This is a genomic window from Mycobacterium dioxanotrophicus, from assembly GCF_002157835.1.
GTDB classification, from domain to species: Bacteria; Actinomycetota; Actinomycetes; order Mycobacteriales; family Mycobacteriaceae; genus Mycobacterium; species Mycobacterium dioxanotrophicus.
The window spans coordinates 148,569-173,554 of sequence record NZ_CP020809.1; the positions used below are offsets into that span (position 1 = coordinate 148,569).

The window sequence follows — 24,986 nt, forward strand, 5'->3', positions numbered from 1 at the left end:
CGTACTACAGTACGAAGTACATAGTGAACTCTAGCATGAACGGCAAGGAGAAGTATGAACACGGCCGCGGGCAAGGCGCAGTCCCTCGTCTACACCAGGGTCGTGGCTGATACGCGTCGCGGGCTGACGGTCAGCGAGATCGGCGGGGTTACCGGTGTAAGTGAGCGGGCGGTGCAGAATTGGGCAGCAGGCAAGAGCCGGCCAGAGGGCGACGCGAGGGAACGCCTCCTTGAGCTGAAGTACGTGATTGAAGGTCTCGCCGATGTCTACGAAGACGAGGGAATCGAGATCTGGTTGCACTCGCGCCAACGAAGCCTCGCCGGTCGATCGCCGTTGGAGCTGCTAAGGGACGGCCAGTTCGCGGAAGTGCTCGACGCCATCGAGCGCCTGGCCGGTGGTCCTCGACGATGAACCGGCCGAGAACGCTCGCGGAGCGGATCGCCGGTGTTGGTGGCCTGGACGTCGCCGGAGTGTTCCTTCGCCACGCCGCACCCAATCGGGAGGCGTTCGCCGGTGGCTACGGCGGTCGTTGGGGTGAGTCGTTTCCCGTCGTCTACGTCGGCAGGCCGCTCGACAGCTGCGTCGAAGAGGCGTACCGCCATCTCGTCGACGACGCCGGTGTGCCGGCGCACCTGGTAAGGCCGCGTGTGTTGTATCGAGTTCGTGTCGAGGTACATAAGGTGCTCGATCTGCGCCCGGCGGATGCGCGTGTCGAGGTGGGCTTGACCGACGATGACATCACTTCGGCGGTCGGTGACTACACAGCGTGTCAGCGCGTCGCCGCGACGGCCCATCAGCTCGAATATCACGGAATATTGGCCCCAGCCGCGACTGGCTTGGGTGAAGCCCTCGCCATCTTCCGGCAGCGAGTCAGCATCACCGAACTCCCGGTGATCTTGGATCGGCAGCAATGGGATCAACTGCCACCTCGCCCCGGCTCGGAGACCGCGCGCTTGACCATCGTGAGTGACTAATCGAACTCAAAGGTCAATCAACGTTTGCCCTCACCGACGGGCACAGATGGTAACGGTAGTTAGCGACAAATTATTCGCATTTAGAGCTTTTGACGAAAATCAAGCCGTCACAGTTGGCGCTACGACGCCCAGGCTCAACGACTAAATCCAGCCTGGACAGCTAACCCATCTCGGCACTGTCGGGCGTCGTCGGCAGGATTTCCGTTCCGACTTGGTCACGCCCATCCGTCCGGTACGATATCCCTTGAAACGTCACAGTGACGAATGCCGGGCTGTTTGCTCCGCAGGCACTGTCAGCCTATTGCTGGACGACAGTCCGGCCCGGCGCAACGACTAAATCTAGTCTTAACCCATCTCGGCATCGTCGAGCGTCGTCGGCAGGATTTCTGTGCGACTTGGTCACGCCCATCCGTCCGGTACGTTAGCCAACTCACAGTTGGCGCTATAGCTTACTGCCGGTTGACGGTCCAAGTGGCGGAGGATACTTGACGGTGGCAACCCCTCGCTGTTACGTGCGGTCGTCGCGGCCCGAGCCATTTTTACTCACCCAGGCCAACATACGGACCAGCTGTCCCGTATTATCGACCGCCGCCCTGCCGAAGGCCAAGGGGCGCAGCTTCGGCAAGAGGCCGCCGCCTGCACTGCCCGAGGCTCACCCGTGGAGCCGGAGTGATGGGCCGATTGGGGCCCTCACCCCGTTGCGGTGCTGGCCTCGGCGAGCTGCTCGGCGGCCGAGAGAATCCGGCTGACCGTGGTGTGGTGGACTTCGTGGCGGCGGCCGATGGTGCTCGGTGGTGTGCCCGCGGCGCTGTCGGCCAGAATCTTGGCAATCAGGTCAGGGTCTTTGTTCGTAATGCCTTCGCGCACCAGTGACTCAGCGACCGGTTGCCAACAATCCACAGCCGCACCGCACTCCGTGTTCGGCTCAGCTGCCGCAGGGCCCGGCGAGACGTTCCGGGGCGGCAGGTATTCCGCCGCTGGTACCGCGCTCAAATCGCGTTCCGGTCGCCGCGGTGCCTGTGTTGCGGCGTCAGCTGACAGCGGCGCGCTCGGCACCCGCGCAGCGCCGTTCACACTCGTGGTTTCGGCGACCGTATTCGTGCTGCACGCAGCGCTGTCGGGAGCGTCCTCCGTTAGACCCTCAGTGGGTATGGGCGCAGTGTCGACCGATGGCATCGGAAGCTGCGGCGGTACCGGTTGCGGCAGCTCCTGAGCCATCTCCAGTATGTGGGTCTGTGTGTGTTGGCGGTGAACCTTCACGGCATTGGTCGCACTGCCCGGAGCCGTTGTTGCTTCGGCAATCTCGCATGAAGAGGTGTTGGCGCGCTTGGGTCTGGTCAGCGATAGCAGGCACAGCGTCGCGTGCGCGATCGCGACGTCGATCACCGCCGGCCAGATCCACGACATGGAATCGCGAATGCCCAACATCATTGCGAAGGAGCGTAACGCGTCGAACGACAGCGCAAATGATCCCAGTGCTAGTGCTGCGGTGAGCGCGAGCGCTACCCAATACACCCAGCCGACAGATCGGGCTCGGACTAACCAGGTTGCCGAATGGGTAGCTGCCAGAAGGACTATTGGAGGTACCAGAGCTGCGAGCGCGGCCAGCCAGCGCGTTTCCGAAGGGGCGATGAGCAGCGCGTGCCCAACATTGCCGGCTAACGACATCGAGGCCGAGAGGATCAGCCACCCCATGAAGAAGGTGCCGGCCCGGCGGCGGTCGCCATCAGCGGGGGTGTTCTCAGCGACTCCCAGAGACCGCCCTGGCGCGGGTTGCTCGTGCAGGCTCATGCACCCGAGCCTATGGTCGCCGCCGAGGCCCCTCGTGCACAATTTTCCCTGACTAACGGCACCTGCGAGTGGTCACACCGTTGCCATACGCGATGTCGCCGAGCCTGTCAGGCGTAATGTTGCACCCGCTGTTGCGCTAGCAGCTGCGCGCACTCGTGTAGCTGGCGTCAAGGGCGGCAGTAACGATCTCCGAGCGCTTCGCCTTTGGTCGTCACGGATCGGTGTCAGCTCCGGTTGAATCCTGAGCAGCCTGCTCCGGGGTGGTTCGACGAGGGTGCCGATCGCCGAAAGGTGGTTGTCACCGATGATGAGATCACCCTTCTAATGTCCGGCCTCGGAGCGGTCGTCGACAGGGAATGGGCGGTCGTGGATCGTCAGCATCGGCTGCTCGAACCGCCGGTCGGCGGCGCTGCCGACGCTGGTGCGCGCGACGGTAATCCCGGCCCGTGCGCAACGGTGACCGACGATGCGCGGCGCCATCCGGAGCACGCCGTCGGCGACCATCGCGGCAACGTCGGCGTCGGGGGGCAGATAGCGGGTGGCTGAGGCGATGACGGTCTCGTGGTCGCTCAGTTGCGCCTCGACGTTGCCCGGCCGGCGATATTTGGCACTCGCGGTAGTACTCGACGCACATCTCCATCATGCGGCTGGGCGCGACGTTCGAAAACGAGGATCTCGGGTCGGCGGTGTCAGTATTCACGGTCAGGGGTCCTCTCGTTGCGGCACGACTTTCGTTCCGCGAGTCAACCGTAGAAAATTGACCGTGCAGCCTTCGTCCGCCACGCGCCTCACCTGCGCCGATGACGCTAGCTCGCGCGGCGGGCGGGCTTGGAGCTGTGGAGGAGAGTCTCGATCGTGGCTTGGGTTTTCGAGCCCCACTGCGGGTCGAGGGCACTGACGAAGGCGGCCCACAGCGGCAGGGCCACGGTCGCCTTCAGTGTGTCGGCGCTGGCGCCGCTGGTGGCGGCGGGGGAGCGGTAGGCCGTGTTCCACGCGAGCGCGCGGGCCGCGTCGTCGATGATCCAGTACAGCAGCTCGTCGACGTCGGCGGTCTGGCGCGTGCGTGGCCGGCCAGTCAGGACATCCATAGACTGATAGCGGACAAGGCCGTCCTCGACGGTGTAGGCAGCCCCGGGGATATCGACTGCGGGGAATGCCTGGAACCGCGGGCGGGGGAGACTTCGCTTCACCCCGAGCCTCGCGATCGCGCTCAGCTGCGCCAATGCGCGGTCGATACGGGCTTCGATCGCCGCTTCGGAGCGTGCCTCGCCGGCCGTGTGGAGGTCGCCGAGGTCCGGCCACGAAGGTAGCGGTGACGTGGTGTGGCCCGAGAGGTGGTCCAGGAATGCGGTGGCGACCCAAACCATCTTCTTTGCGTCGAGAACATCGGCCTGGCCGATGCTGGGGTCCAAGATGTAGGAGATGTCCACGGGAAGGTCGGTGGCGGGCGTGGCCAGGTCGGTCCCTGGGACGCGCGGATGCAGAGCCACGTAGTAGATCCACAGGAACGGCCCCTGCGCGTCCCGGCCGAACTGGGCCGCCGGATGGTCGGCGGCCTCCGCAGTCGCCGGCAAGCGGTGCTTGACCGGAGTCGCCAGTTGAGCGCACAGGTGGGTATCGCCGTCAGGGCCGGGCAGACCGGTGAGCACCGTGGCCGGCGCTGCGGTGGTGTTGAGCAGCGGCAAGGGACCGCACTCGACGTGGTGAAGAAGTACCTCGCTCATGGGGCTAACCTTTCCGGCTTGCTTCGAGCCGTTCGAGGGGACTGCCGGGGAGTGATGCAGGGGTGGGGGTGTCCATGACGGCGCTTTCGATGGCGCTGGCGAGTCCCCGTTTCTGAGTCCACCCGGTCTTGGAGTCGGGGTTTGGTTGATCCAGATTCAGTTGATCTCGCAGGCCACCGGGGTGTGGGTGCACCTGCATGCCGCAGCGTACTCGGCCGGCGTTAGGTAACCCAGCGATGAGTGGCGGTGTCGGTGGTTATGCTCTTCCTTGAAGTCTCCGATGACCACGCGGGCCTCGAACAGGGTGTTCCAGTGATTGCGGTTGAGGCACTCCTTCCGAAGCCGGTTGTTAAATGATTCAATATGCCCGTTATTCCACGGCGTCCCTGGCGGAATATACGACGTACCTAACTTGCCGTCGCAAAACTGTTGCAGCGCTTGAGAAATGAACTCCGGACCGTTATCCATCCGCAGCACCTTCGGCGGCCCGCCGGCCACGGCGAACACCTTCTCCAGCTCATCGACGAGCTCCTTGCCGGTGATCGAGCGTTCGACCATGTTCAGCAGCGACTCGCGGGTGTGCTCGTCGACCATCGAGGCGATCTTGATCGCCTTGCCGTCGACAGTGGAATCGAACTGGAAGTCGATCGCCCACACCACCTTCGGAGCATCGGCCTCGATCGGCGGGATCGACGACACCCCAGCCCGCTTACGCGGCGACCTGACTTTCACCTGCAGCCCCTCCTCGCGCCACAGACGGTGGATCTTCTTCTTGTTGACCTCACGGCGCTCGTCGTAGCGCAACGCCGCCCAGGCGCGGCGGAACCCGTGACATGGGTGTTTGGTGGCGTAGGAACGCAGCCAGGCCCGCGTCTCGGCGTCCGGATCGACGGGGGTCTGCGACAGTGGCAGGCGGCGGTGGGTGGAGCGGGCCAGCCCAACTGCGGTGCACGCCAACCGTTCCGACATGCCCAACGTGGTGGTGAGCATGACGACGGCGCGGCGCTTGGCAGCTGGGCCTAGAATTTTCCCTTGGCGACCTCCCGCAAGGCGTCTTTGACCAGCTCAGCCTCGGCCAGCAGCCGCTTGAGCCGAGCGTTCTGCTCGCGCAGCTCCTTGAGTTCCTTGGCGGCATCGGTGTCCATCCCGCCATAGGCGCGGCGCCAGTTGTACAGCGTCGCCGCCGACACCTCCAGCTCAGCGGCGATCTCCTCACCGGTCTTACCCGCCGCAGCCAACTCGTCCGCGCGACGCAGCTTGCGCACAATGTCCTCCGCGGAATGCCGCTTCCGACCAGCCATACGTTCATCGTCCCTTCACGCCCGACATCGGGCTACAGGACTCTAAAACTGCATGGACCCAATCAGTGGGAACACGCCAGCGCCTTCGATGGCGCTGCGTGGGTACGCCGGAGGTGCGTGTTTGTCGAAGTCCTCGGGATCCCAGGTCTCAGGGGCGGGGGTGATAGTGATCGTGAGCGGCACCGCCAGCTCCAGGGCCGCGAGCTTCGCTTCGACAGCCTCGGTGAGTCGGGCCGCGTAGTCGGCGTATTCGCGCCTTCGCTGGTCATCGAGCGCGTCGACCAGCGCCGCGATCGACTGCATGGCCTGCTCATAGGCGATCTCCCCGGGGGTCGGATCGCGATAGGCTTCGGCCTCCGCTGAGAGTTCGGTCAGCAGGGCGACGTCGTCAGCGTCGCCGGTCCAGTCGTCGGGGGTGATGACCAGGTAGCCGTTGTCGTCCACGTTCACCCAGTTCACGGCCGCGATGCGGGGGTCGTCGGGGGAGAAGGGGCCTGGCGGCACGTCGGTGGGCTCAGGAACGGCGTCGGCGCGGCCGTCGAGTTCGACCTGTGCGTCGGCATAGGCGTCGTCGCTGCGGTCGTCGACCTGGGCGAGGATGCTTTCCACCCAGAGGTCAACCACTACCGGCTCGGTGCGATGGCGCAACAAGTCCTTGTCGTCGAAAACCGTGGCTTCTATTGTGCGCCGCACCATTTCGGCCTCCCACGAGCCCGGCCGGCCTTCTAGCGCCTCCTCGATGCTTCCAACGTTGGCGGCAGCGCCCGCCAGGGCCAGGGTCACGAAGGCAGCCCAGTCGATTCGCAGCGCAGCGCGTGGATCGGGGTCCACTTCCCACTGGCCTGAGCTCGTCTGGCGCATAGGCTGATTGGTTAGTCGGGTTGCTTCGGTAAGCACGTTGATCGCGTCGTGGAGTACTTCATCGTGAGGCCTGGGAGTGGAAGCCTGGTCGTCGGTGAGGTATCCGGTATCAAACAGGGCCGCGGAGATGACTTCGCGATAGGGCTTGCCGATCACGCGCGCGACGGCCGCAAGATTCTCGCGGTCCGGTAGGCGGCTCACACCATTGACCCGCCATTTACGCAGATTCTCCCGGGACATGCCGATCCGGCGGGCCACCTCAGATTCGCTGACCCCGTGAGCGGCCCGGTACTTGTCGATCAGATCGACGATGCGGGGGATTGCCATACCGCCAAGTATTCTGAGACGATTCGTGTACGTCAAGTGTCAGTTCGCACACCTGCCAACTGTTAGTGGTAACCCGCCATATTCGATCTGGTCGTATTCCTCCGGAGTGGAACGCGAATCTGAAGGGGCACGCTGGCGCGCGTCGCGTCCTTGACCACCTTCACGACTGCAGCGCTAGGCGGGCGCATGGTGTAGGCGACGGCAGGCCTCAGTAGTTTGCTGACGTTTGGTAGTTGTGTCGCCGTAGTCAGTCTAGTTCTCCTACATCCGAGTCCTGCGATCTCATCGCGGCAATACCGGCGAGCCCAAACAGAACGCCAGCGACAAATTCGAAGATGGCGGTCACCGATGAGAACCAAGTGACATGCGCCGAGGGCGCTGCGTTGATGAAGCTGTCGCTAAAGAAGCCCCAGGAGGGTAGGAGGTGGGCGACTGTAAATCCGAAGGCGCTGACAAAGCCGATGGTGACGGCCGCGTGAGGCGCCCACCGATTCCCAAGGAACACCAGTGCGACGACGGCCGCCGCCAGCACCATTTACACCATGCCCGCCACCATCACCGCCGGTGGCAAGATGTCCATGCCGGGTCGTAGGTGGTCAGTGGCGTGCAAGGTGACCGCGGCTGCGAATAGCATTGCAGCCCAGCGGAATACCCGGTTTCAGCCGGCGGACTGCTTAGCAGAGTGTTCAGTCATCGATTCACCCAGGTGTGGCTTCTCACACGTTGTGTCCAATCGCGTTCCCGGGAGCTGCGCCGACAGCGGCATTCTCACGCGATGTCCATACCGCGAAGTCTCACTTTTATGTCCACCGCTTCAGACGCGCCGATGCGCGCCACGCGTTCCATGCTCACCCTGGGCGGCCCAGGCTTCATTTAGCCCCGTGACGCCGGATTGACAGCCGGATACGCCGAAGGCTGCGTTCGCCGAGTTGTTTAGCCCCATGGGTTCACCAGTTCCACACCGGTTCCTTCGAAGTGGCGGACGTTGCGGGTAGCCACGGTCGCGTGCCGCGACGCGACAATGCCAGCGATCTGCACATCACGGATCTCCACGACACGCCCTTGCCGCTGGCGGGCCGCAGCGATAGTGCCAGCTGCCTGCGCTGCCGACTGATCGAAAGCCTGCACGCGTCCCTCGAGGTCGTAGGCCAACAGATCGGAGAACATTTCATCGAGCTGACTGCGACGCCGGCCTTGAGCCAGCAGGTCGATGCCCGTGCGAATCTCGAACACTGTGATCGAGGTCGTCCACATTGACTCCGCTGGTTGCTGGTCCAACCACTGCACCACAGCTGGATCCGGCACCGTCTTCATTAACGCCGACAGCACGTTGGTGTCCAGCACGATCACGCGTCGAACTCCGCGGGCTGAACAGCCTGCCCCCGCAACTCCGGGATCTCCTCATCAAGTCCAGCTCCGGCGAACCGCGAGGCGATGCGCGAACCCAGCCGACCAAGAGGCTCGTCGACGCTACGCACCGCATTGCGCAGGATCTCGCGCACCTCCTCTTCGGTGCTGCGCCCATGTTGACGCGCCAATCGCTGCAGCTTGGTCTTGGTGTCGTCGTCGAGCTGACGGATGAGAATCTGCGCCATGCAAACAATGCTATCATGATATCGTCCATTTCACCTGAGATGTCGCGAACGGCGCGAAGAACACCGGATCATCGAGCAGCTCATCAACTCGACCCAATTCCACCGGCAACGCCAACAACTCCAGCGGCAGGATCGCATCCCCCAGCGTCGGCTGATCATTTGCAGTACGAAACACAATGTCCTCGAATCCTTCTCGGCAAGGATTTCAAGGACATTATCCCAGCTCAAAGCTCATCCGAGCCCGAAAGCACGCCCGACTTTTTCAGGTCGAAGTAGCTGATAGGCCATGAGTAGTCACTGGGCGGATCCTCGTAGGAGGTCCGGTTCGGAGGAGGCTGCTCATGTCGGTGTTAGAGGTCGCGCTTGATCCGTCCACGGTGATCGTCGCTGTGGATCCTGGTAAGGCGTTCAATCGGGTGTGGATCAGTAACGGGTCCGGTCTGCTCGCTGATCCGATGTCGTTATCGGTCTCGCGAGAAGGCATTGCGCAGCTTGAGCTGGCGCTGAACAAGCACGGTCCAGATGACCCCGTGATCGCGATCGAGGCGACCGGCAGTCTGCATCGGCCGTGGGTCGCTGAACTGGAACGGCGCCATCCTGGTTCAGTGCGGCTCTTCGCGCCGTCGGAGACGAAGTCTGCTCGCACACAACTGGGCTCGGGCAGGTTCAAGACCGATGATCGCGACTGCGCGGCGTTGACGTACATGGCCCGCCAGGGCGGCGGTCGACGCTATGGCCAGGAGTCACCGGTGGAGGGGTTACGTGCCGCGGTGCGACATCGTCGGGGTTTGGTAGCTGACCGCAAGGTCGCTCAGCAGCGACTGCACGATCAGCTAAATGTCCTATGCCCTGGATTGTCAGCGCCGGCGGGCCATGGGCGATCCCTACCGGTGGAAACGCCGACGGGTCTGGCGGTACTCGCCTGTGCCGCTGCGTTTGCAGGACGGCCACCGCAATTGCGGTCACTAATGTGCCGGGCGCCGGGACGGCTCACGACCAGCACCGCTCAGTACTGGCTGCAGCGGTGGCGCGGATGTCTGCCTCCGCCGGATGATGCTGATCAACGTGCCCACAGGCTGGCTCGTGATCTGGACCGATACCGCCGACTCCGGACAGACATCGATGCCCTCGAGGTTGAAGTCGTGGCGTTACTCGCCGAGACCGACGGCCAGATCCTGACCACCCTTCCCGGCGTCGCCTCCGTTCGTGCCGCGGCTTTCGCCGTGATGGCGCTAAGTGAAAGTGCTCAGTCTCGCTAATTGAAAGTGCCCAGTTGGCAGCGGTGGTTCGGCGTGTCGTCGGACTGCTTGTCGGGGTTCTGCTCATCGTCAGCGGAGTTGTGTTTCCGCTGATGAATGGGAGGGCCGTCGTTTGCTGTCGCTGGAGGGTGATGTGGAAGCGCATGCGCTTCGGGAGCAGGGTTGGTCGATATCGGCGATCGCTCGCCATCTCGGGATCAATCGCCGAACCGTTCGGGCCTATCTGGCTGGGGAACGAGTACCCGGGCAACGCCAACGCTCTGAACCGCTGGTGATCGATCCGTTCGTCGAGTACTGCCGGATCCGCCTGGCTGACGATCCGCACCTGTGGCCTCAACCCTGTTCGACGAACTCGTCGAGCTAGGTTTTACCGGCTCGTATCCGTCGCTGACCCTGGCAATCCGAAACCTGGGCTGCGACCGCATTGCGAGCCGTGTCAGTCGGTCAAGGGCCGCGACGTCGCGGTCATCGATCATCCGCCCGGGGTCGAGACTCAGTGGGACTGGGTCGAGCTGCCCGATCCACCAGCATCGTGGGCGGCTGACCGGCATGCCCACCTGCTGGTCGGGCGTTGGCCCATTCGAGCCGCTGGCGCGGGCGCTGGCCCCGGCCGAGGACTTCGCGCACGTCGTGGAAGCGATCGAGGCGGTCAGCATCCGGTTGGGTGGGGTCACCCAGCGGTGGCGGTTCGACCGGATGGCCACGGTATGTCATCCCGAATCGGGCCGGATCACCGCGGCGTTCGCCGGGGTGGCCAAACACTACGCTGTCGCCGTCGATGTGTGCCCGCCACGACGGGGCAACCGCAAGGGTGTGGTGGAGAAGTCCAATCACGCTGCCGCCCAACGCTGGTGGCGCACCGTCACCGACGACACCACGATCGAGCAAGCCCAGGCGTCGCTGGACCGGCTGTGCGTGAAGCTCGACGGGCGCCGCCGGCGCCGCGACGGGCAGGCCACCACCGTCGGCGCCCTGGCCGATGCCGAACCACTACGGTCACTGCCGACGGGTTCGTATCCGGCCGAGTTGACCGAACACCGCATCGTCACTCCACAAGCGTTGGTGTCCTGGCGGGGCAATCAGTACTCGGTGCCGCCGGGGCTGGCCGGGGCCACGGTGACCGTCACCCACCGCCTGGGCTCTGACACCGTGCAATTGACCACGGCATCGGGAGCCGTTGTTGCCGCGCACCGCCGCGCGGTCGACGGCAGCGGCGCGGTGGTGCGCGATGCCGGTCACGTCGTCGCGCTCGAACAGGCAGTGCTATCGGGGTTCTCGACGGCCAGGCCTTGCACTCATAAGACCCGGCGACCGCCCTCGGTGGCCGCCGTTGCCGAGGCCGCGCGGCTGCGTGGTGCCCCGGCGAACGATCCCGCCCAGAAGGTAGTGATCGATCTGGCCGTCTATGCGGCGACCGCAGCACGGCTATCCGTTGTTCCCCAACACCATCCAACCGAACAGAACCAGGAGTAACCCCCTTGAGCAAAACCGTCCCACAGATGAGCGAAGCCCGCCGATACCAACAACTCCGGGCACATCTGTCCTATCTGAAACTCGGCGACGCAGCCGAAGCGCTACCCGCATCCTCGATGCCGCCGCGCCGAAAACCTGTCCCTGACCGCCGCTTTGGAGCGGCTGTTGGAGATCGAGGTCAACGCCACCGAAGCCCGCCGGCTGACCTCACGGTTGCGGTTCGCCTGTCTGCCCGAACCCTGGACCATGGCCGATTTCGATTTCGCCGCCCAGCCCGGGGTCGACGCCAAACTGATCAACGACCTGGCCAGTCTGCGCTTCCTCGACGACGCGGCCAACGTGCTGTTCGTCGGCCCACCCGGGGTCGGCAAGACCATGCTGGCCGTCGCGTTGGCCCGCGGCGCGGTCGAGGCCGGCCACCGGGTGTATTTCACCACCGCCGCCGACCTGGCGGCCCGCTGCCACAAAGCCGCCCTGGAAGGCCGCTGGCACACCTGCATGCGGTTCTTCGCCGGACCGAAACTGTTGGTGATTGACGAACTTGGCTACCTTCCGCTGCCCGGCGATGGGCATCCGCGTTGTTCCAGGTGATCAACCAACGGTATCTGAAGTCGAGTACGATTCTGACAACCAATGTTGGGATCGCTGACTGGGCAACCGCTTTCGGAGACGCCACCGTCGCAGCCGCCATGTTGGACAGGCTACTGCACCGCGCCACCGTGGTCGGTATCGACGGACCCAGCTACCGGCTGCGCAACCACCAAGCCACCGCCGAAACGATGCGTAAGGCGGTCGCCGCCCATGTCAGCTGAGACCCGTTCCTGCCAAGCCTGCTGGACCGAATTCACCGCCACCACACCGACCAAGATCTACTGCTCAGACCGCTGCCGCAAACACGCCTGGGAGCAACGCAAACACAGCGACACCGCCGCCACCGTCACCGAGGCCCGGCCACCCGCCCCACAGCCGGCCGCCACCCGTTCCTGCCCGCATTGCGGCGAACCCATCACCATCGTCGCTTTGCTGACCACTCCAGAAGCTGCCCGCCCCAGCACCCCCGGCGACGGCACAATCGTTCCCCTGCAACGACGAACCTGCTAACCTTAGCCACTCAAGCCAACTGGGCAATTTCGCTTAGCATCTCTGGGCAGTCTTCTTTAGCGCCATCAGCCGCGCACAGTCTTCCGATCGAACGCTTCCCCGATGCTGAACATCTCTACTCGGCAACAGGTTTGGCGCCGGCTCTTTATCAGTCAGCGACCCTGAACCGTCGAGGGCGGATCTCTCGACAGGGTCTGGCTGAGCACCGCGATGCACTGATGGGGATCGCCTGGGGGTTGGCGCAAAACTCACCGTCGTTCGCTGAACGCGACGCCCAACTGCGAGCCCGTGGCATGGCACCGATCCAGGCCCGTGTCGCGCTGGCCCGCCACGCATGCCGGCTGGCATACCGACTGCTCCGAACCCAACAACCCTTCGATGAACAGCGCTATCGTCAAGGAAGGCTCAGCGGCGAACGGTGACGGCCACGGTAGCTATGCCGCACGACGGCGCAACCTAGCTTGCCGCCCGCTCGCCCTGGGCCGCCAACCACGGCGCACACGAAAGCCTGCCGCTCACGGCGACTAATCAGCCTGCCGGAACACGACGGCCCACCGACCAACAACGACGCTCTGTTCATCGCGCCAAAAGCCGAGTACCCCGCCCGGCCGATCAACCACGCCCCACCTCAACCTTGACTGCCAGCGCGAAAGCTAGAACCCGGCCAGAACGGTTTCGCTCACGGACGCCAGCAAGTGTAGTGAACCGGTGACGACGACTAGCCCATGCCGAGCCGCTCGCATCGCGTACTTCGTGGCGGCGTGCACATCCTCGATGGAGACGATCTGCAGGTTCATGTCACGCGCAGGCTGTGTCCAGGCGTTCGCCTCGACTGCCCGTCGCGAGCGGAGTTGAGTGGCGACGATCAGATCGAAATTCGGCGCGTCGATGTTCGACAGGAATGATCGGGGATCTCTGGAGCCGGACATAGCGCAGAGCAGTATTCGCGGGTTCGCATGCAGGAACTGTTCGTTTACCATGCGGCCCAGCGCGGTGGCTGCCGCCGGATTGTGAGCACCATCGAGCAGAACCTGCGGATCGGATTCCCGGATGATCTCTGCGCGTCCGGCAAGCACTGTGGACCACAGAGCCTTTCGAGTCATCTCGATGTCGAGCGACCTGCCCAGATGGGCCTCGGTGGCCATGACCGCCAGCGCCGCATTCGTGCACTGATGCTCGCCCTTGAGCTGCACCACGAGCGACTCGTAACTACAGCTGGGGGTCACGATTCTCACAGAAAAGCCCGCCGCGGTCCGAGCCCGAGCCATCGTGAACTCGCGGCCGTACCGGTACATCCGTTTCGGACCACGATCAGCGAACACCGTTTCGAGTCCGTCCGTCATCTCGCCCGCCACGAGTGTGGACTCCGGGCCGACGATGCCCGCCTTCTCGCGTGCGATGTGCATCCTGGTCGGTCCGGCATAGTCGAGGTGGTCCAGTTCGACGTTCGTGACCACAGCCACCTCACTGCGCACCACATTCGTTGCGTCCCAACGACCCAACATGCCAACCTCGATCACAGCGACATCCACCTTGGCCTGCGCGAAAACCAGCAGCCCAGTCGCGGTCACCGCTTCGAACCAGGTGGGCACCACTCCCGCACGCAGAGCTGCCTGCGCGACGCGGGAAAGTGCACCGTCGAAGACTTTGTTCGTTACCGGAGCCCCATCGATTCGCACCCGTTCGGTGATACAGGACAGGTGCGGGCTGGTGAACGTCCCCACCTCCAGACCGTGGACGCCCAGCAATTGGGTTACTAACGCCGCGACAGACCCTTTGCCATTGGTGCCGGTGATGTGGACGGCCGGGTAACGCTCGTTGGGACGGCCCAATGCGTCGACGAGTTTCTCCATCCGATCCAGGCCGGGAGCTGAAATGGTGCCCGTGGTCTCATGACCCGGCAGGTTCGCCAGGTAGTCACGAGGCGATGCGAGGACCGTCACGATGCTGCCTGGGTGCGGCCCCCGGTGGTTGTCCGATCGACGATCGAACTTGCCTTGACCATGCACTCGTCCCACTCTCCGGCAGGCCGGGAGTCAGAAGTGATACCCCCACCGACGCCGAGTGAGCACGCACCCGCTCCGCTGATCTCGACGGTTCTGATGGCCACGTTGAGGTCGAGACCGGCGATCGGAGAGCATATTCCTACTGCGCCGCAATAGATTCCGCGCTTGTGGGGCTCCCAGGCCGCGGTGAGTTGTTGCGCCCTGCGCTTCGGTGTACCGGTGACCGATGCCGGCGGGAATGCTGCAGCAATCAGGGCGGCATTGGTTACCGCAGGGTCGATCGACGCCCTGACTGTCGACACCAGATGCCACACCGCGGGTGCCTCAACCACACGCAGCAGTTCCGAAACACGGACCGTGCCGGTGTCGGCGACCTTGCCGAGGTCATTGCGAACCAGGTCCACGATCATTACGTTCTCCGCGACATCTTTGTCCGACCGCAGCAGGAGCTCTGGATCGAGGTGACGCGGAATCGTGCCCTTGATCGGACGGGACTCGACGGTGCATCCCTCTCGCCGTAGGAACAATTCCGGCGAGAAGGACGCAATGGCACCCCAGCCACCACTGAGATAGGCCGCCTTCGCCGGCTGGGTCGCAGCGGCGACATCGCTGAACAGATCGACCGGGTGTCCCGACAGCCGACCGAGGAAGTGCGTGACCACGCAGGCTTGGTAGATTTCCCCCGCCGTGATCGCCTCTAGGCAGGCGTTCACGCTTCGCTGATGGTGGTCCCGGTCCGGGGCTGTCCACCGCACTTCCCAGGGTGTGACCGCGGTCGAGGTCATCGCCTGTCCGAGTTGGCTCGAGATGTGTTTGGGCACCTCGCTAAGGCGCAGACTCTCATACCACCACCCGTACTCGTCGAGCACGATCACCTCGTCGGTCCATCCTTGGTATGCGACGGGTTGCGCGTCAACGGATCTCGGGTATCGGAGGCATCCGAACCAACCTCCACCCACCCGCATCCCGCTTGTGGCCCGCGGATCTGCATCCCAGAGGCGGAGATTCATGAACTCCTGAGGTGAAGAATCGGTGATGTCGACCGACGGGGCGATGACCACATCGAGGCCGAGCCAGTCGCCCATGACGGCGGCAGGTGGTGGTTGACCGTGCATGTCGGCGCGGCGGTGCAACGCCACCAGGAGACGCTGGGGATCCAAACTTTCACGGGCGCACAGGAAATGCCTGAACACCTCAACGGTCCTCTTCGGAAACCACACCACTCCACCGCTGCGCCACCAGAGCGGCCTGGCGTAATGCAACGATGTTGTGCGCCCGTAGCACGTCGACTGAACCCGCGTTCATGAGCTGTGCATGCAGGCTGCTGGTCGCAAAGTCGCGTTCGTTGGGCACGTCCGGCGTCCGGTCAGCCAGGAGGCGCTTGCGACTGACACCGACGACGATTGGTAAGCGGCACCGGTCTGCCAACCGGGAGAGGTTTCGCAGAATCGACCAGTTGTCGACCATCTCCTTGCCGAAACCTATTCCCGGGTCCACCAGCAGTTGGGACGGTTCCAGTCCGGCATCCACGGCAGACGTTACGAGGCGCTCGAGTTCGACGAAGACCCGCTCGGCGCAGTCCGCGCCTGGCCGCGTGTCCCGGTAGCGCTCGGGAATGTGCTTCGGCCAGTGCCCGATGATGAAACGGGCAGGCGCACCCTTGACGACGCTCAGGACATCGGGATCTGCGCAACCCCCGGTGACGTCGTTGACAATGGTCGCACCTGCATCGATCGCCCGTTCTGCCACCACTGACTTGCTGGTGTCGATCGAAATCGGTAGACGATGCCGAGCAGCAATCGTTCGAACCGCCGGAATCACGCGACCCAGCTCCGTCGCCTCGTCGACCGGCATTGCTCCCGGTCGGGTGGACTCCCCACCGATGTCCAGCCAACCCGCACCGCTGTCTACCAAGTCATCCGCGAGGCGGATTGCTGCGGAGCGTGCGTGGTACTGCCCACCGTCGCTGAACGAGTCGGGAGTTACATTGATGATGCCCATGAACACCGGGGCATGTGTACCCATCTCCACCTCCTGATCATGCCTACCGGATCACGCGCAGGGCCGAGTCGACGAGCAAAACCCCCGCGCACAGACACACCACGCCCGACATTGCCGCTAGCGGGAGGTTTCTCCCAATCTCCACGACACCGGCGGTGAGATGCGCACCACGTAGCGCCGCCGCCGTGAGAAGCAGCGTCACCGTGCCTGCGACCACCACGATGGACAGCCATTCCGTGGGGGCCGATTGGTCCACCAGGGAAAAGACCGCGGCGAATCCGACCGCCGCTGTGGTGAGAGCCGTTCTGCGCCACGACAATACCGTGCGATAGCCCGCTCTGCCGCGGTCGGTCCGCATCTCGTCGCGATCAGACATGTGTCACCGAAGTGAAGATCATGACGGCCAGGCCCGCCAGCCCGAGACCGGTGATGACCACGGCGACCGTCAGAACCATGCTCGTCTTCGGCAACTCCCCGTTGCGTTCGATGGCCTCGTTGTTCAGTCTCCACCGGCGCAGCGAGCTGCATGAGATACCGATCGCCAGAAGGAACAACGGGATGCCGACCGCGGGTCCCAAATTCGCACCCATGGTCTCCGGCATCAGATGAACCACTGCCACTCCGCCGGCGAGAAACGCCATGGCGGTCCTGATCCACGCCAGGTAAGTGCGCTCATTGGCCAGGGTGAATCTATAGTCGACGGCCGGGGAATCAATGTGAGTGTTTGCCATAGGAACCCGGCTCTACTGCGCGGCTGCCGTAGTCCGACCGTCCACGTGGGACGACACCGCGGAACGAAACTTCGAATTGACCTCGTGTGACATCTGCACCACGTGGCGTTCCTGGGGGTACTCCCCACTCCGTACGTCATCGACGAACTCGGCCATTGCAGTCTCCATCGACGTGATCAGATCGGAGTACAGCTTGACATGGCGCGGTACATGTTCCTCGTAAAGGCCTAGAATGTCGTCGACGACGATAGCTGATCCGTCGGATCCCCGGCCTGCTCCGATCGAAATCACTGGTACCGGCAAGATTTCAGCCAGGTGCTGGGTGAGCTCTTCGGTGGTGATTTCACAAAGGACGGAGAAGCACCCCGCGTCCACCATCGCCCATGCGTCGTCGATGATTTCTTTCGCCCTGTCGACAGTCTTGCCCTGTGCCCGCAGCCCACCTATCTGGGGGATGCGCATGCTGGTCAGGCCGATGTGGGCCTGCACCGGAATTCCGGCCTTGACGATTGCCGCGATCGCGGGCGCGTGATGGACATTGCCTTCGCACTCGAGAGCCTCGACACCGGTGTTCTGGATCAGCCAACCGGCGTTCTCCACTGCCTTCTCGATCGAGGAGTGGTACGACCAGTAGGGCATGGTGACCATCGTCAGTGCCGTTGTGGTACCCCGCGCAACCGCCTCGCCGAAGAGCTTCATCTCAGCGAGATCCAAAGTGAGGCCGTTGGGGCGCCCGAGTTCGGTCATGGCTACCGCGTCGGTGGCCACCACGATGTCGGCACCAACCCGATCGGCGACGCGCGCCTGGCGGTAGTTCGACACTGCAAACTGGATGATCTGTTCCCGCGCGGCCTTCTTGCCGGCGATTGCGGGGAGCGTGACCTTGCGGCCTGAGCCATTTAATGTTGGGGCCATTTCAACTCCTCGAAGACGTCTTGTGCCGGTCTTTCCCCAGCGTGACAAGGGCAATGAGGGCCACTGCGGCGCCCACCGTCCCGATGGCTGCGACCGGCCACGGTCCGCCGGACCAACTCACCAGCGCCGTGGCGGCCGGTGGGACGATGCCGCCCACGACCGTGGCAGCCTGACCGCTGACGCTGATGGCGCTGTAGCGGATATTCGCGGGAAACTGCTGGGTGAAATAGGCGGGGGTGACACCCCAGCACACCCACATGGGTATGCCGAACAAACACATGCCGACGATCAGCCACCCGAGTGAACCGCCGCCTACGATCCAGAAAGTCGGGAAGGCTGCCAGCAGGATCGCGACACTTCCGAACATGTAGATCCGCCGATTGCCGAATCTGTCGGCGAGGGCGCCGCCAAGCAGAGTGGCCGCGGTGAAGAACACGGCGTGGGTCAACACAACGGCGGACAGCACGGCGTTCCGGTTGATCTCCAGAACACTTGTCCCGTAAGAGGTCATAAAGACACCGTTGATGAAGAACGGCACGGTGATGGCGCCCATGTAGAGCGAGAAGCACAGCACGACGCCCTTGAAGTGACGCTTCAGCGTCTCGACAATCGGCATCGCTACTCGGTCCTCGCTGGCCTTCACCTGCTCGAATTCGGGCGACTCGGCGACCTTCAGGCGAATGTAGAGCGCAACCACGAGCAGTAGTCCACTGGCCAGGAACGGAATTCGCCAGCCCCACGACTGGAAGGCCTCGTTGGACAGGCTCAACGAGCAGATAAGTAGGGCGCCGGTCGCCAATGCCTGGCCCAGTGGTGCACCCAACTGCACTACACTGCCCCAGAATCCGCGACGCCGCTGGTCGGCGTGTTCGACCACCATCAAGACTGCGCCACCCCATTCGCCGCCGAGCGCAAGGCCTTGTAGGAATCGCAGTACCACTAGGCAAATCGGGGCCCAGATCCCTACTTGGTCGTAGGTCGGAAGCACACCGAAGAGCATCGTTGCGGTGCCCATCACGACGATGGTCAGAATGAGCATCGCCTTGCGTCCGATGCGGTCGCCAAAGTGTCCGCAAAGGACCCCGCCGAGCGGCCGGGCGATGAACCCGACCGTGAACGTACTGAGCGCCATGAGGGTACCGGCCACAGGCGACAACGACGGGAAGAACACCTTGTTGAAAACCAGTGCGGCGGCAAAGCCGTAAAGGTAGAAGTCATACCACTCGAGCACACAACCCAGAAGGCTCGAAGAGGCCACTCTACGCATGCCGGTCGACCCGTCTTGCTGGGCATTGCCCAGCTGAGGACTTTCGCTACGAGTTGCCATGATTACCAGCACCGAGTGGCTCATCGGTTCCGAGCATCCCTCGCACCCATTCCCGGGTCCTGGCCACCTGATTGAACGTGTTCAGGTGTAGGCCGATTATCCCGCTGGCCGGCTCGTGGACGGCGGGCAGCAGATCTTCGATCAGTTCGTGTGGGTTGTATTCCGTCGGCCGCAGCAGACGCGTGGCCAACTTTCGCTGCTTCAGCAGGAATTTCATCGAGTTTCCGATGCCCATCCATCGTGACAACTTGAGCAGTTCCGTCTGCGCCAGCACCCCTGGCACGCCGACATGCATCGGTAACTCGATGTCTTGTTCGCGGAGCCGTCTCGCCTCGTCTTTGATGGCCGAGCCATCAAAACACACCTGAGTGACGCAGTACGACGCAAACTCCGACTTCTCCCGCAGGCCACCGTAATAGTCGAACGCCGGAGAAGGATGTCCTTCCGGGTAAGCGGCCACACCGACGCTGGAGAAGGACACGTTGGAATCGGCCAGGCACCGCAGCAGGTCGATGGCGCCGTTGAACGGTCCATGTGGCTCGTCGGCGTTGCCGCCCACCACAAAAACCTCGGTCACTCCGGAGTCTACGTACCTTTTGGCTATCTCCAACGCGTGGTTCTTCGAGTCGAATGACCTGGCCGGGATGTGGGGAACGGCGTGGAAATCGGCTCCCGACAGCCGTTCGACGATCGACAGCGTTTGTAGATAACCGTCCGCTGTTTTGGCGAAGCAGCCCACGGTCACGGTTGACCGCTCGGGCAGTGCCGCAATCGCTTTCTCCGGATCGCGTACGGGCACGATCTCCCAACGTGCTTTAGCGATCGCGCTCTCAAAGAGATCGGTGGAAGTCAACGTATTCTCGTCCTTTTCACGATAGGGAAGTCGGCGGTGCTGCTGTTAAACCAGGTCGAGAAACTTCTTGTACTCGTCGGCGTCCATGTCGAGCGTGTGCTCGTCCGGCGGGTACTTACCCTCCAGCGACTCCTGCTTGTACTGCCGCAATGCATCCTCGATGGTCTCGCCGACGTTGGCGAACACCCGCTTGTCCGTCGGAGGCCGAAAAGAGCTGTAACCACAGAGGTCTCCGCTGATCTCGTAGATTCCGTCGAGGTCACGACCCGCCACCACCCCGATGACGGGAATCAAAAGGGTCTTGGCCAGGTAGGTCGCAACTTCCGCCGGCACCTGCTCGACAATGAAGGCGAAGACACCTGCGTCGACGAATGCCTTTGCCCCGTCTACGATCTCCTTGGCGGCTTCGGCGGTGCGGCCCTTCTTTCCGAACCCGCTCTGTTCAGTCCTTCGTGATGCCTGCATTCCGATGTGCCCGACGACTGGAACACCCGCGCTGACGATTTCGCCGATGTACTCCGCGGTGCGCACATTGCCTTCGCATTTGACGGCCTGGGCGCCGCCCTCGGAAACCATGCGGCCGGCGCTGCGGATCGCCTGAGCTTTACTCTCGTGGTAGCTCAAGAAGGGTAGATGACTGACGACCATGGCCGTCTTCGTCATGCGCGCAACCGCTTTCGTCAGAGCCAACTGCTCCTCGAAGAGGACCGTGGTGGGATCGGAGTGACCCAGAATCGACATCGGACCGCCGTTGCCGTTCATCACCATGTCGAATCCGATGCGTTCGGCGATCTTCGCCATCGGCGCGTCGTATACGCCGAGCGTCGTGATGATTTCACCCTTCCGCTTCTTCTCATGCAGTTGCTTGATCGTGACGCGGCGGCGAGGCGCTGTGGTAGTCATCAATTCTCCTCACTAGTATGACGTGCAACACAACAGTCACATGGCCGAAGGTGAATCGCCATAACACGGAGAAATCTGGAGGATATAGCCACAATTATGGCTCAGATGAAGCACATCGAGGGCCCGCTGCCCCCGACAGATCAACGCATCGTCGCTGCTCTGCACGTCGACGGACGGGCATCGTGGCGTCGCATCGCCCAGGTGCTAGACATCCCCGAACGCACCGTCCACCGGCGCGGAAGTGATCTGCTGGCCCGAAAGGCGGTGTCCGTGCACGGGCTGGCAGACCCACATCGGATCCATAAGGCAGAGCCCGCAGTGGTGCACACCCACTGCGTGCCGGGCAAGGCTTGGGCTGTGGCATCCTCACTCGCACGCAGACGCGAGTCCGTCGTGGCGCACCTGACGAGCGGCACCGCCGACTGCTTCGTGGACTGGTGGAGCCCGGACGCTCAACTAGCCAACCTGCTCGGCCACGAGCTCGGCGCCATCTCCGGAGTGAACTCCTTCACCGTTTCGCCGATCATGCGCTACCTCAGGACGGTTCACGACTGGCAGCCGAACATTCTCACCGCGGACGAGATCGACGAACTGCGGAACATCCCCCGCCTCGCAGAATGGCCCCAGTTCTCCGCGCCCATCGAGTTGGACCGAACCGGGAAGTACATCCTCAAATGCCTGGTGGAAGATGGCCGCCGATCCTTCGAGGACATCGCGTTACGTTCTGATGTGTCAGAGCAGACGGTAAACCGCCGCATCGACCAGATGCGAACGGCGGGTCTTCTGGTCATCCGCGCGCTCGTTGATCCCGCGCTCCTCGGGTTTCCGGTCGGCGCCCTGCTTCGCATCGCACCAGTTCCGGAAAACTTCGATACCGTCGTACAGGCGATCCAAGAGAACCCCATGGTCAGGTACGCCGTCGTCGTGATGGGCGACTACCAGATCATGGCCGAAGTGCGAGCGTCCAGCCGCTCCGAACTCTACGATCTGATGTTCAAGGAACCCTGGTTCCGTCTCTCCTATCGCTTCGAAACATCGTTGATTCTCGCGACCTTGAAACAGAGCGGAGTCCTGGCGCTCACTCTGGAACAGTGAGCACCGGCCGTCCCCGCTGTAGTGCCCACTCAGCGCCTGGATAGCGGCCGCCTTCAGCGCCGTGGAGAAGTGAAGGCGGATGCTAATCCAGCCCCGAAACCGGCGCCTCTCAGACAAACTGTGGGAGTTGCGGTTTCGCTGCGGTCAAGTCAACCAGCACATCACCTACACCGCCGACCCCGACCGTCACTGGTCACCCTGACCACCTTCCGCAAACAGCGCCAAAATGAACGTACCGAGATCGCCCGCGCCCGAAAACGCTACGCCGCCACCAGACCAAGAAAGGATGAACACCATGACCGCCAAGCCCGCCACCGCTAAGGGGTCCTGACCCCGTGTGTTGGACACGTTTAATCCCGGAAGATTGCCGGGGGAAGCGAGATGATCCAACACGATGGCAAGGAAAAACTATCCCGACGAGTTCAAACGGGACGCGGTGGCGCTGTACCGAGATACCGAGGGCGCGACGGTCACCCAGATCGCTGCTGAGCTGGGCGTCTCCGGTGTGACGCTCTCGGCGTGGTGCAAGGCGGCGGGGGTGGCGATCCGCCACCGCAATCCCGCGGCGGTCGGTGAGCCAGCCTCCGGCGGTGAGACGCCAGAGCAGGAGTTGGCCCGGCTGCGGGCCGAGAATAAGGCGTTGCGCGCCACCGAGGCTCGGTTGTCCACTGAGCGTGACATTCTGCGGTCGGCGGCCAAATATTTCGCCGGGGAGACGAACTGGTGAGCCGCTTCCAGTTCGTTGCCGACCACTCCGACGCCTTTGAGGTGAAGTGGCTGTGCGCGGTTGTCGAGGTCGCGCGATCGTCGTTCTATGCCTGGCTGGCCGGCGCGGATGCCCGCGCTGCCCGTGCTGAGGCTGACCAGGTGCTGGCCGAGAGGATCCGCACCGTGCACGACGACGACAACACCTACGGGGCACCGCGGATCACCGCCGAGCTCAACGATGGTGCCTGCGCTGATCAGCGGGTCAACCATAAACGGGTGGCCAGGGTGATGCGTACCGTCGGGATCGTCGGATACCGGCGAAGACGCCGGGTGAAGACCACCACGCCGGATCCGGCTAATCAGAAGGTTCCGGACTTGCTCAAACGGGACTTCACCGCACCAGCAGCCAACATCCGCTATGTCGGGGACATCACCTACTTGCCATTGGCCACCGGCTCGAATCTGTATCTGGCGACGGTGATCGACTGCTCCTCGGGGCGGGTCGCGGGGTGGGCAATTGCCGATCACATGCGCACCGAGCTTGTCGAGGACGCGCTCAAAGCCGCTGATTCACTGCGGGGTTCATTGACCGGTGCGGTGTTCCATACCGATCACGGAAGTCAGTACACCTCAAAGGATTTCGCGAAACTCTGCACAGATCTAGGTGCCACCCAGTCTATGGGTGGCGTGGGGTCATGCCGATAACGCGTTGGCCGAATCGTTTAACGCCTCCCTAAAGCGCGAGATCCTCCAAGACCGCAGCCAATGGCCTGACGCTGTTGTCTGTCGCCGCGAAGTGTTCCGCTGGTTGGTTCGCTATAACCTCACACGACGGCACTCCCGCTGCGCCTATTCCAGCCCCGCCACCTACGAAAAGAGCCACACACCCGCTACGCTGCAGACAGCTGCTTAATCCAAATCCCGTGTCCAACATCCGGGGTCAAGCCCCGTGGTTCGTGCTGATTCATCTGATGAACATGGCGTACTTCACTGGATAACGGCATTATCAGGTTTAGTCGAAATCTCCTGCCATTTCGGGCGTACGAAGGCCCGCTTGCACGGCTTTACAACCGGCGCTTAGTCGGATCGCGCGTTGAGAACGGCTTGAATGAATGAGTACTTGGCCGCGCTGTAGGCCTCGCGGTCGTCGCCATGTTCGGCCGCGAGGGAACGTTTGAGCGCTGCGTAATTGGCCGTCGTGGATGGATCCGCTCGAAGGGCGTCACGAAACGCAATCTGCTGGTGCCAGCGTGCGCTGTCGGTGGTCATGATGTGCAGGTGAGCAGATCGGTGGCCCTCGTTGACTTTTACGAAGAATCGTCGCCAAGGTCGTCGGTCCAGATCCGGGGTGACGTAATGCCAATCGTGCTTGGAGAGGACCGCTGCCATCGAGTCTGAAGCGTCCAGATGAGCCACTGCGGCTTGGAGGTCGATGATTGGTTTGGCCGGCAGGCCTGGAATCGCGGTGGAGCCAACGTGCTCGATGCGGGCGACGAGCCATGGCGCGAGAAGTGCTTGCAGGTTGTCGCACAGGCGTTTTCCTTGCGCTTCCCAGTCTGGGTCTGCGTCGACGATCTCTATGGTTTCGGTGGCCCAGTTCGACCAGGGTGAATCGGTTGCTCTCCGCGGTGAAATTGGTCTGGGCTGGCTCGCCGCCGTCAGCACCGCGCCGGTAGCCAGTAAAGAGGGGCCCACCGGCCATGGTGAGAATGTCAAGGACGTTGTCGCGTAGAGGGACTGGGTCGCCGGTACCCGCACTGCGAAGTCCGCTAATGAGTTGGGCAGCATGAGTGGCAGCGAGATCGCTGTCGAGGCGCTCAACTTCGCGCAGCAGCCATTTCCCACTGCCACTCCATCGTCGGTTGACCGCCAAGAGCAAGTCGGCGGCCGCCCAAGTCAATGCTGCCGCAACTGTAAGTAGCTCATCGTCGCTGTGTGCAGCGGTTAGATCCGCAAGGAGGTCAGTGACCGCGTAGCGCTGATTCTCCAGTTCGGAGAAGGAGACAGGTGGCGGTCCCTGGCGATCCATTTCGTGAAGATC

The 24,986-nt window shown here is 63.2% G+C and carries 26 protein-coding genes and 4 pseudogenes; 11 read left to right on the forward strand and 19 right to left on the reverse strand.

The features are described 5' to 3' along the window. Window positions 1-54 precede the first annotated feature (54 nt). Together BTO20_RS00695 and BTO20_RS00700 are read left to right on the forward strand one after the other, a co-directional pair. Window positions 55-411 carry an antitoxin Xre/MbcA/ParS toxin-binding domain-containing protein gene (locus BTO20_RS00695; protein ID WP_087072514.1) on the forward strand — a complete coding sequence of 119 codons (357 nt, stop codon included), beginning with the start codon at window positions 55-57 and terminating at the stop codon, window positions 409-411. Beyond that, window positions 408-974, forward strand: coding sequence for an RES family NAD+ phosphorylase (locus tag BTO20_RS00700; protein WP_087072516.1), 567 nt, complete (start codon window positions 408-410; stop codon window positions 972-974). Before BTO20_RS00695 ends, BTO20_RS00700 begins: the two co-directional genes overlap by 4 nt. A gap of 690 nt (window positions 975-1,664) precedes the next feature. Here BTO20_RS00700 and BTO20_RS00705 read toward each other — a convergent pair. After that, window positions 1,665-2,765, reverse strand: a complete 1,101-nt coding sequence (locus BTO20_RS00705; RefSeq protein WP_087072518.1) for a DUF2637 domain-containing protein — start codon at window positions 2,763-2,765, stop codon at window positions 1,665-1,667. A gap of 324 nt (window positions 2,766-3,089) precedes the next feature. Between BTO20_RS00705 and BTO20_RS41510 the strand changes: the two genes are divergently transcribed. Continuing rightward, entirely contained in the window at window positions 3,090-3,311 is a 222-nt protein-coding gene (locus BTO20_RS41510) for a hypothetical protein (RefSeq protein ID WP_157680101.1), read from the forward strand. 260 nt (window positions 3,312-3,571) lie between these two features. Here the strand turns inward: BTO20_RS41510 and BTO20_RS00715 are convergent, their stop codons facing one another. The 7 genes from BTO20_RS00715 to BTO20_RS39100 form a co-directional block, all read right to left on the reverse strand. Next, entirely contained in the window at window positions 3,572-4,489 is a 918-nt protein-coding gene (locus BTO20_RS00715; protein WP_087072520.1) for a hypothetical protein, read from the reverse strand. A 156-nt stretch (window positions 4,490-4,645) separates the two neighbouring features. Next, window positions 4,646-5,790 (reverse strand): IS3 family transposase gene (locus BTO20_RS00720; RefSeq protein WP_087072522.1). Its coding sequence is split into 2 segments (ribosomal slippage): window positions 4,646-5,523 and window positions 5,523-5,790, totalling 1,146 coding nucleotides; the frame shifts between segments, so codons are not numbered across the junction. 42 nt (window positions 5,791-5,832) lie between these two features. After that, entirely contained in the window at window positions 5,833-6,978 is a 1,146-nt protein-coding gene (locus BTO20_RS00725; protein WP_087072524.1) for a helix-turn-helix domain-containing protein, read from the reverse strand. 247 nt (window positions 6,979-7,225) lie between these two features. Beyond that, the gene (locus BTO20_RS00730; RefSeq protein WP_087072525.1) at window positions 7,226-7,513 is read right to left on the reverse strand and encodes a hypothetical protein; all 288 of its coding nucleotides are present in this window, start codon (window positions 7,511-7,513) and stop codon (window positions 7,226-7,228) included. Between the two features lie 398 nt (window positions 7,514-7,911). Beyond that, window positions 7,912-8,328: a type II toxin-antitoxin system VapC family toxin gene (locus BTO20_RS00735; protein ID WP_087072527.1), complete on the reverse strand. Its 417-nt coding sequence runs from the start codon at window positions 8,326-8,328 to the stop codon at window positions 7,912-7,914. Next, a complete protein-coding gene (locus BTO20_RS00740) occupies window positions 8,325-8,573 on the reverse strand; it encodes a FitA-like ribbon-helix-helix domain-containing protein (protein WP_087072529.1) in 249 nt (82 codons plus the stop codon). The genes BTO20_RS00735 and BTO20_RS00740 overlap by 4 nt, the downstream gene beginning before the upstream one ends. A 13-nt stretch (window positions 8,574-8,586) precedes the next feature. Next, entirely contained in the window at window positions 8,587-8,748 is a 162-nt protein-coding gene (locus BTO20_RS39100) for a hypothetical protein (protein ID WP_157680102.1), read from the reverse strand. Between the two features lie 166 nt (window positions 8,749-8,914). On the opposite strand from BTO20_RS39100, the gene BTO20_RS00745 reads away from it, so the two are divergent. From BTO20_RS00745 to BTO20_RS41305, 5 genes and pseudogenes are all read left to right on the forward strand, one after another. After that, window positions 8,915-9,832, forward strand: coding sequence for an IS110 family transposase (locus BTO20_RS00745; RefSeq protein ID WP_087072531.1), 918 nt, complete (start codon window positions 8,915-8,917; stop codon window positions 9,830-9,832). 112 nt (window positions 9,833-9,944) lie between these two features. Beyond that, window positions 9,945-11,305 (forward strand): annotated as a pseudogene (locus BTO20_RS00750) (Mu transposase domain-containing protein). 26 nt (window positions 11,306-11,331) lie between these two features. Next, a pseudogene (gene istB, locus BTO20_RS00755) lies at window positions 11,332-12,117 on the forward strand (IS21-like element helper ATPase IstB). Further along, the gene (locus tag BTO20_RS00760; RefSeq protein ID WP_087072533.1) at window positions 12,107-12,406 is read left to right on the forward strand and encodes a hypothetical protein; all 300 of its coding nucleotides are present in this window, start codon (window positions 12,107-12,109) and stop codon (window positions 12,404-12,406) included. Before istB ends, BTO20_RS00760 begins: the two are co-directional and overlap by 11 nt. Further along, window positions 12,298-12,828 carry a transposase gene (locus tag BTO20_RS41305; protein ID WP_157680103.1) on the forward strand — a complete coding sequence of 177 codons (531 nt, stop codon included), beginning with the start codon at window positions 12,298-12,300 and terminating at the stop codon, window positions 12,826-12,828. Before BTO20_RS00760 ends, BTO20_RS41305 begins: the two co-directional genes overlap by 109 nt. Before the next feature lie 231 nt (window positions 12,829-13,059). Here the strand turns inward: BTO20_RS41305 and BTO20_RS00770 are convergent, their stop codons facing one another. Genes BTO20_RS00770 through BTO20_RS00810 form a run of 9 tightly spaced genes read right to left on the reverse strand, consistent with a single transcriptional unit; the run spans window position 13,060 to window position 21,142 of the window. Beyond that, window positions 13,060-14,349 (reverse strand): bifunctional folylpolyglutamate synthase/dihydrofolate synthase, encoded by a 1,290-nt coding sequence (locus BTO20_RS00770; protein WP_087072537.1) that lies wholly within the window; start codon window positions 14,347-14,349, stop codon window positions 13,060-13,062. Further along, a complete protein-coding gene (locus tag BTO20_RS00775) occupies window positions 14,346-15,635 on the reverse strand; it encodes an aminodeoxychorismate synthase component I (protein ID WP_332460263.1) in 1,290 nt (429 codons plus the stop codon). Before BTO20_RS00775 ends, BTO20_RS00770 begins: the two co-directional genes overlap by 4 nt. Next, window positions 15,607-16,413 (reverse strand): dihydropteroate synthase, encoded by an 807-nt coding sequence (folP, locus tag BTO20_RS00780; protein ID WP_232491311.1) that lies wholly within the window; start codon window positions 16,411-16,413, stop codon window positions 15,607-15,609. The genes BTO20_RS00775 and folP overlap by 29 nt, the downstream gene beginning before the upstream one ends. A gap of 43 nt (window positions 16,414-16,456) precedes the next feature. Then, entirely contained in the window at window positions 16,457-16,789 is a 333-nt protein-coding gene (locus BTO20_RS00785; protein WP_087072541.1) for a DUF202 domain-containing protein, read from the reverse strand. Continuing rightward, complete coding sequence (locus BTO20_RS00790) at window positions 16,782-17,144, reverse strand: YidH family protein (protein WP_087072543.1); 363 nt, start codon at window positions 17,142-17,144, stop codon at window positions 16,782-16,784. The genes BTO20_RS00785 and BTO20_RS00790 overlap by 8 nt, the downstream gene beginning before the upstream one ends. Before the next feature lie 12 nt (window positions 17,145-17,156). Continuing rightward, complete coding sequence (locus BTO20_RS00795; protein ID WP_157680105.1) at window positions 17,157-18,107, reverse strand: 3-methyl-2-oxobutanoate hydroxymethyltransferase; 951 nt, start codon at window positions 18,105-18,107, stop codon at window positions 17,157-17,159. Then, window positions 18,061-19,410: an MFS transporter gene (locus BTO20_RS00800; RefSeq protein WP_087072547.1), complete on the reverse strand. Its 1,350-nt coding sequence runs from the start codon at window positions 19,408-19,410 to the stop codon at window positions 18,061-18,063. The genes BTO20_RS00795 and BTO20_RS00800 overlap by 47 nt, the downstream gene beginning before the upstream one ends. Next, window positions 19,373-20,239 (reverse strand): methylenetetrahydrofolate reductase, encoded by an 867-nt coding sequence (locus tag BTO20_RS00805; protein WP_087072549.1) that lies wholly within the window; start codon window positions 20,237-20,239, stop codon window positions 19,373-19,375. Before BTO20_RS00805 ends, BTO20_RS00800 begins: the two co-directional genes overlap by 38 nt. A gap of 45 nt (window positions 20,240-20,284) precedes the next feature. Beyond that, window positions 20,285-21,142 (reverse strand): 3-methyl-2-oxobutanoate hydroxymethyltransferase, encoded by an 858-nt coding sequence (locus BTO20_RS00810; RefSeq protein WP_087072551.1) that lies wholly within the window; start codon window positions 21,140-21,142, stop codon window positions 20,285-20,287. A 105-nt stretch (window positions 21,143-21,247) separates the two neighbouring features. Here BTO20_RS00810 and BTO20_RS41310 point away from each other — a divergent pair. Together BTO20_RS41310 and BTO20_RS00815 are read left to right on the forward strand one after the other, a co-directional pair. Continuing rightward, a pseudogene (locus BTO20_RS41310) lies at window positions 21,248-21,367 on the forward strand (AsnC family protein); the annotation flags it as partial. A 132-nt stretch (window positions 21,368-21,499) separates the two neighbouring features. Beyond that, window positions 21,500-22,237, forward strand: a complete 738-nt coding sequence (locus BTO20_RS00815) for an Lrp/AsnC family transcriptional regulator (protein WP_232490999.1) — start codon at window positions 21,500-21,502, stop codon at window positions 22,235-22,237. 186 nt (window positions 22,238-22,423) lie between these two features. On the opposite strand, the gene BTO20_RS39105 is transcribed toward BTO20_RS00815, so the two are convergent. Beyond that, a complete protein-coding gene (locus tag BTO20_RS39105) occupies window positions 22,424-22,630 on the reverse strand; it encodes a hypothetical protein (protein ID WP_157680106.1) in 207 nt (68 codons plus the stop codon). A 1-nt stretch (window position 22,631) separates the two neighbouring features. Between BTO20_RS39105 and BTO20_RS00825 the strand changes: the two are divergent. After that, window positions 22,632-23,858, forward strand: a pseudogene (locus BTO20_RS00825) (IS3 family transposase). Between the two features lie 164 nt (window positions 23,859-24,022). Here the strand turns inward: BTO20_RS00825 and BTO20_RS00830 are convergent. Then, the gene (locus BTO20_RS00830; RefSeq protein ID WP_232491000.1) at window positions 24,023-24,790 is read right to left on the reverse strand and encodes a GrpB family protein; all 768 of its coding nucleotides are present in this window, start codon (window positions 24,788-24,790) and stop codon (window positions 24,023-24,025) included. Window positions 24,791-24,986 lie beyond the last annotated feature (196 nt).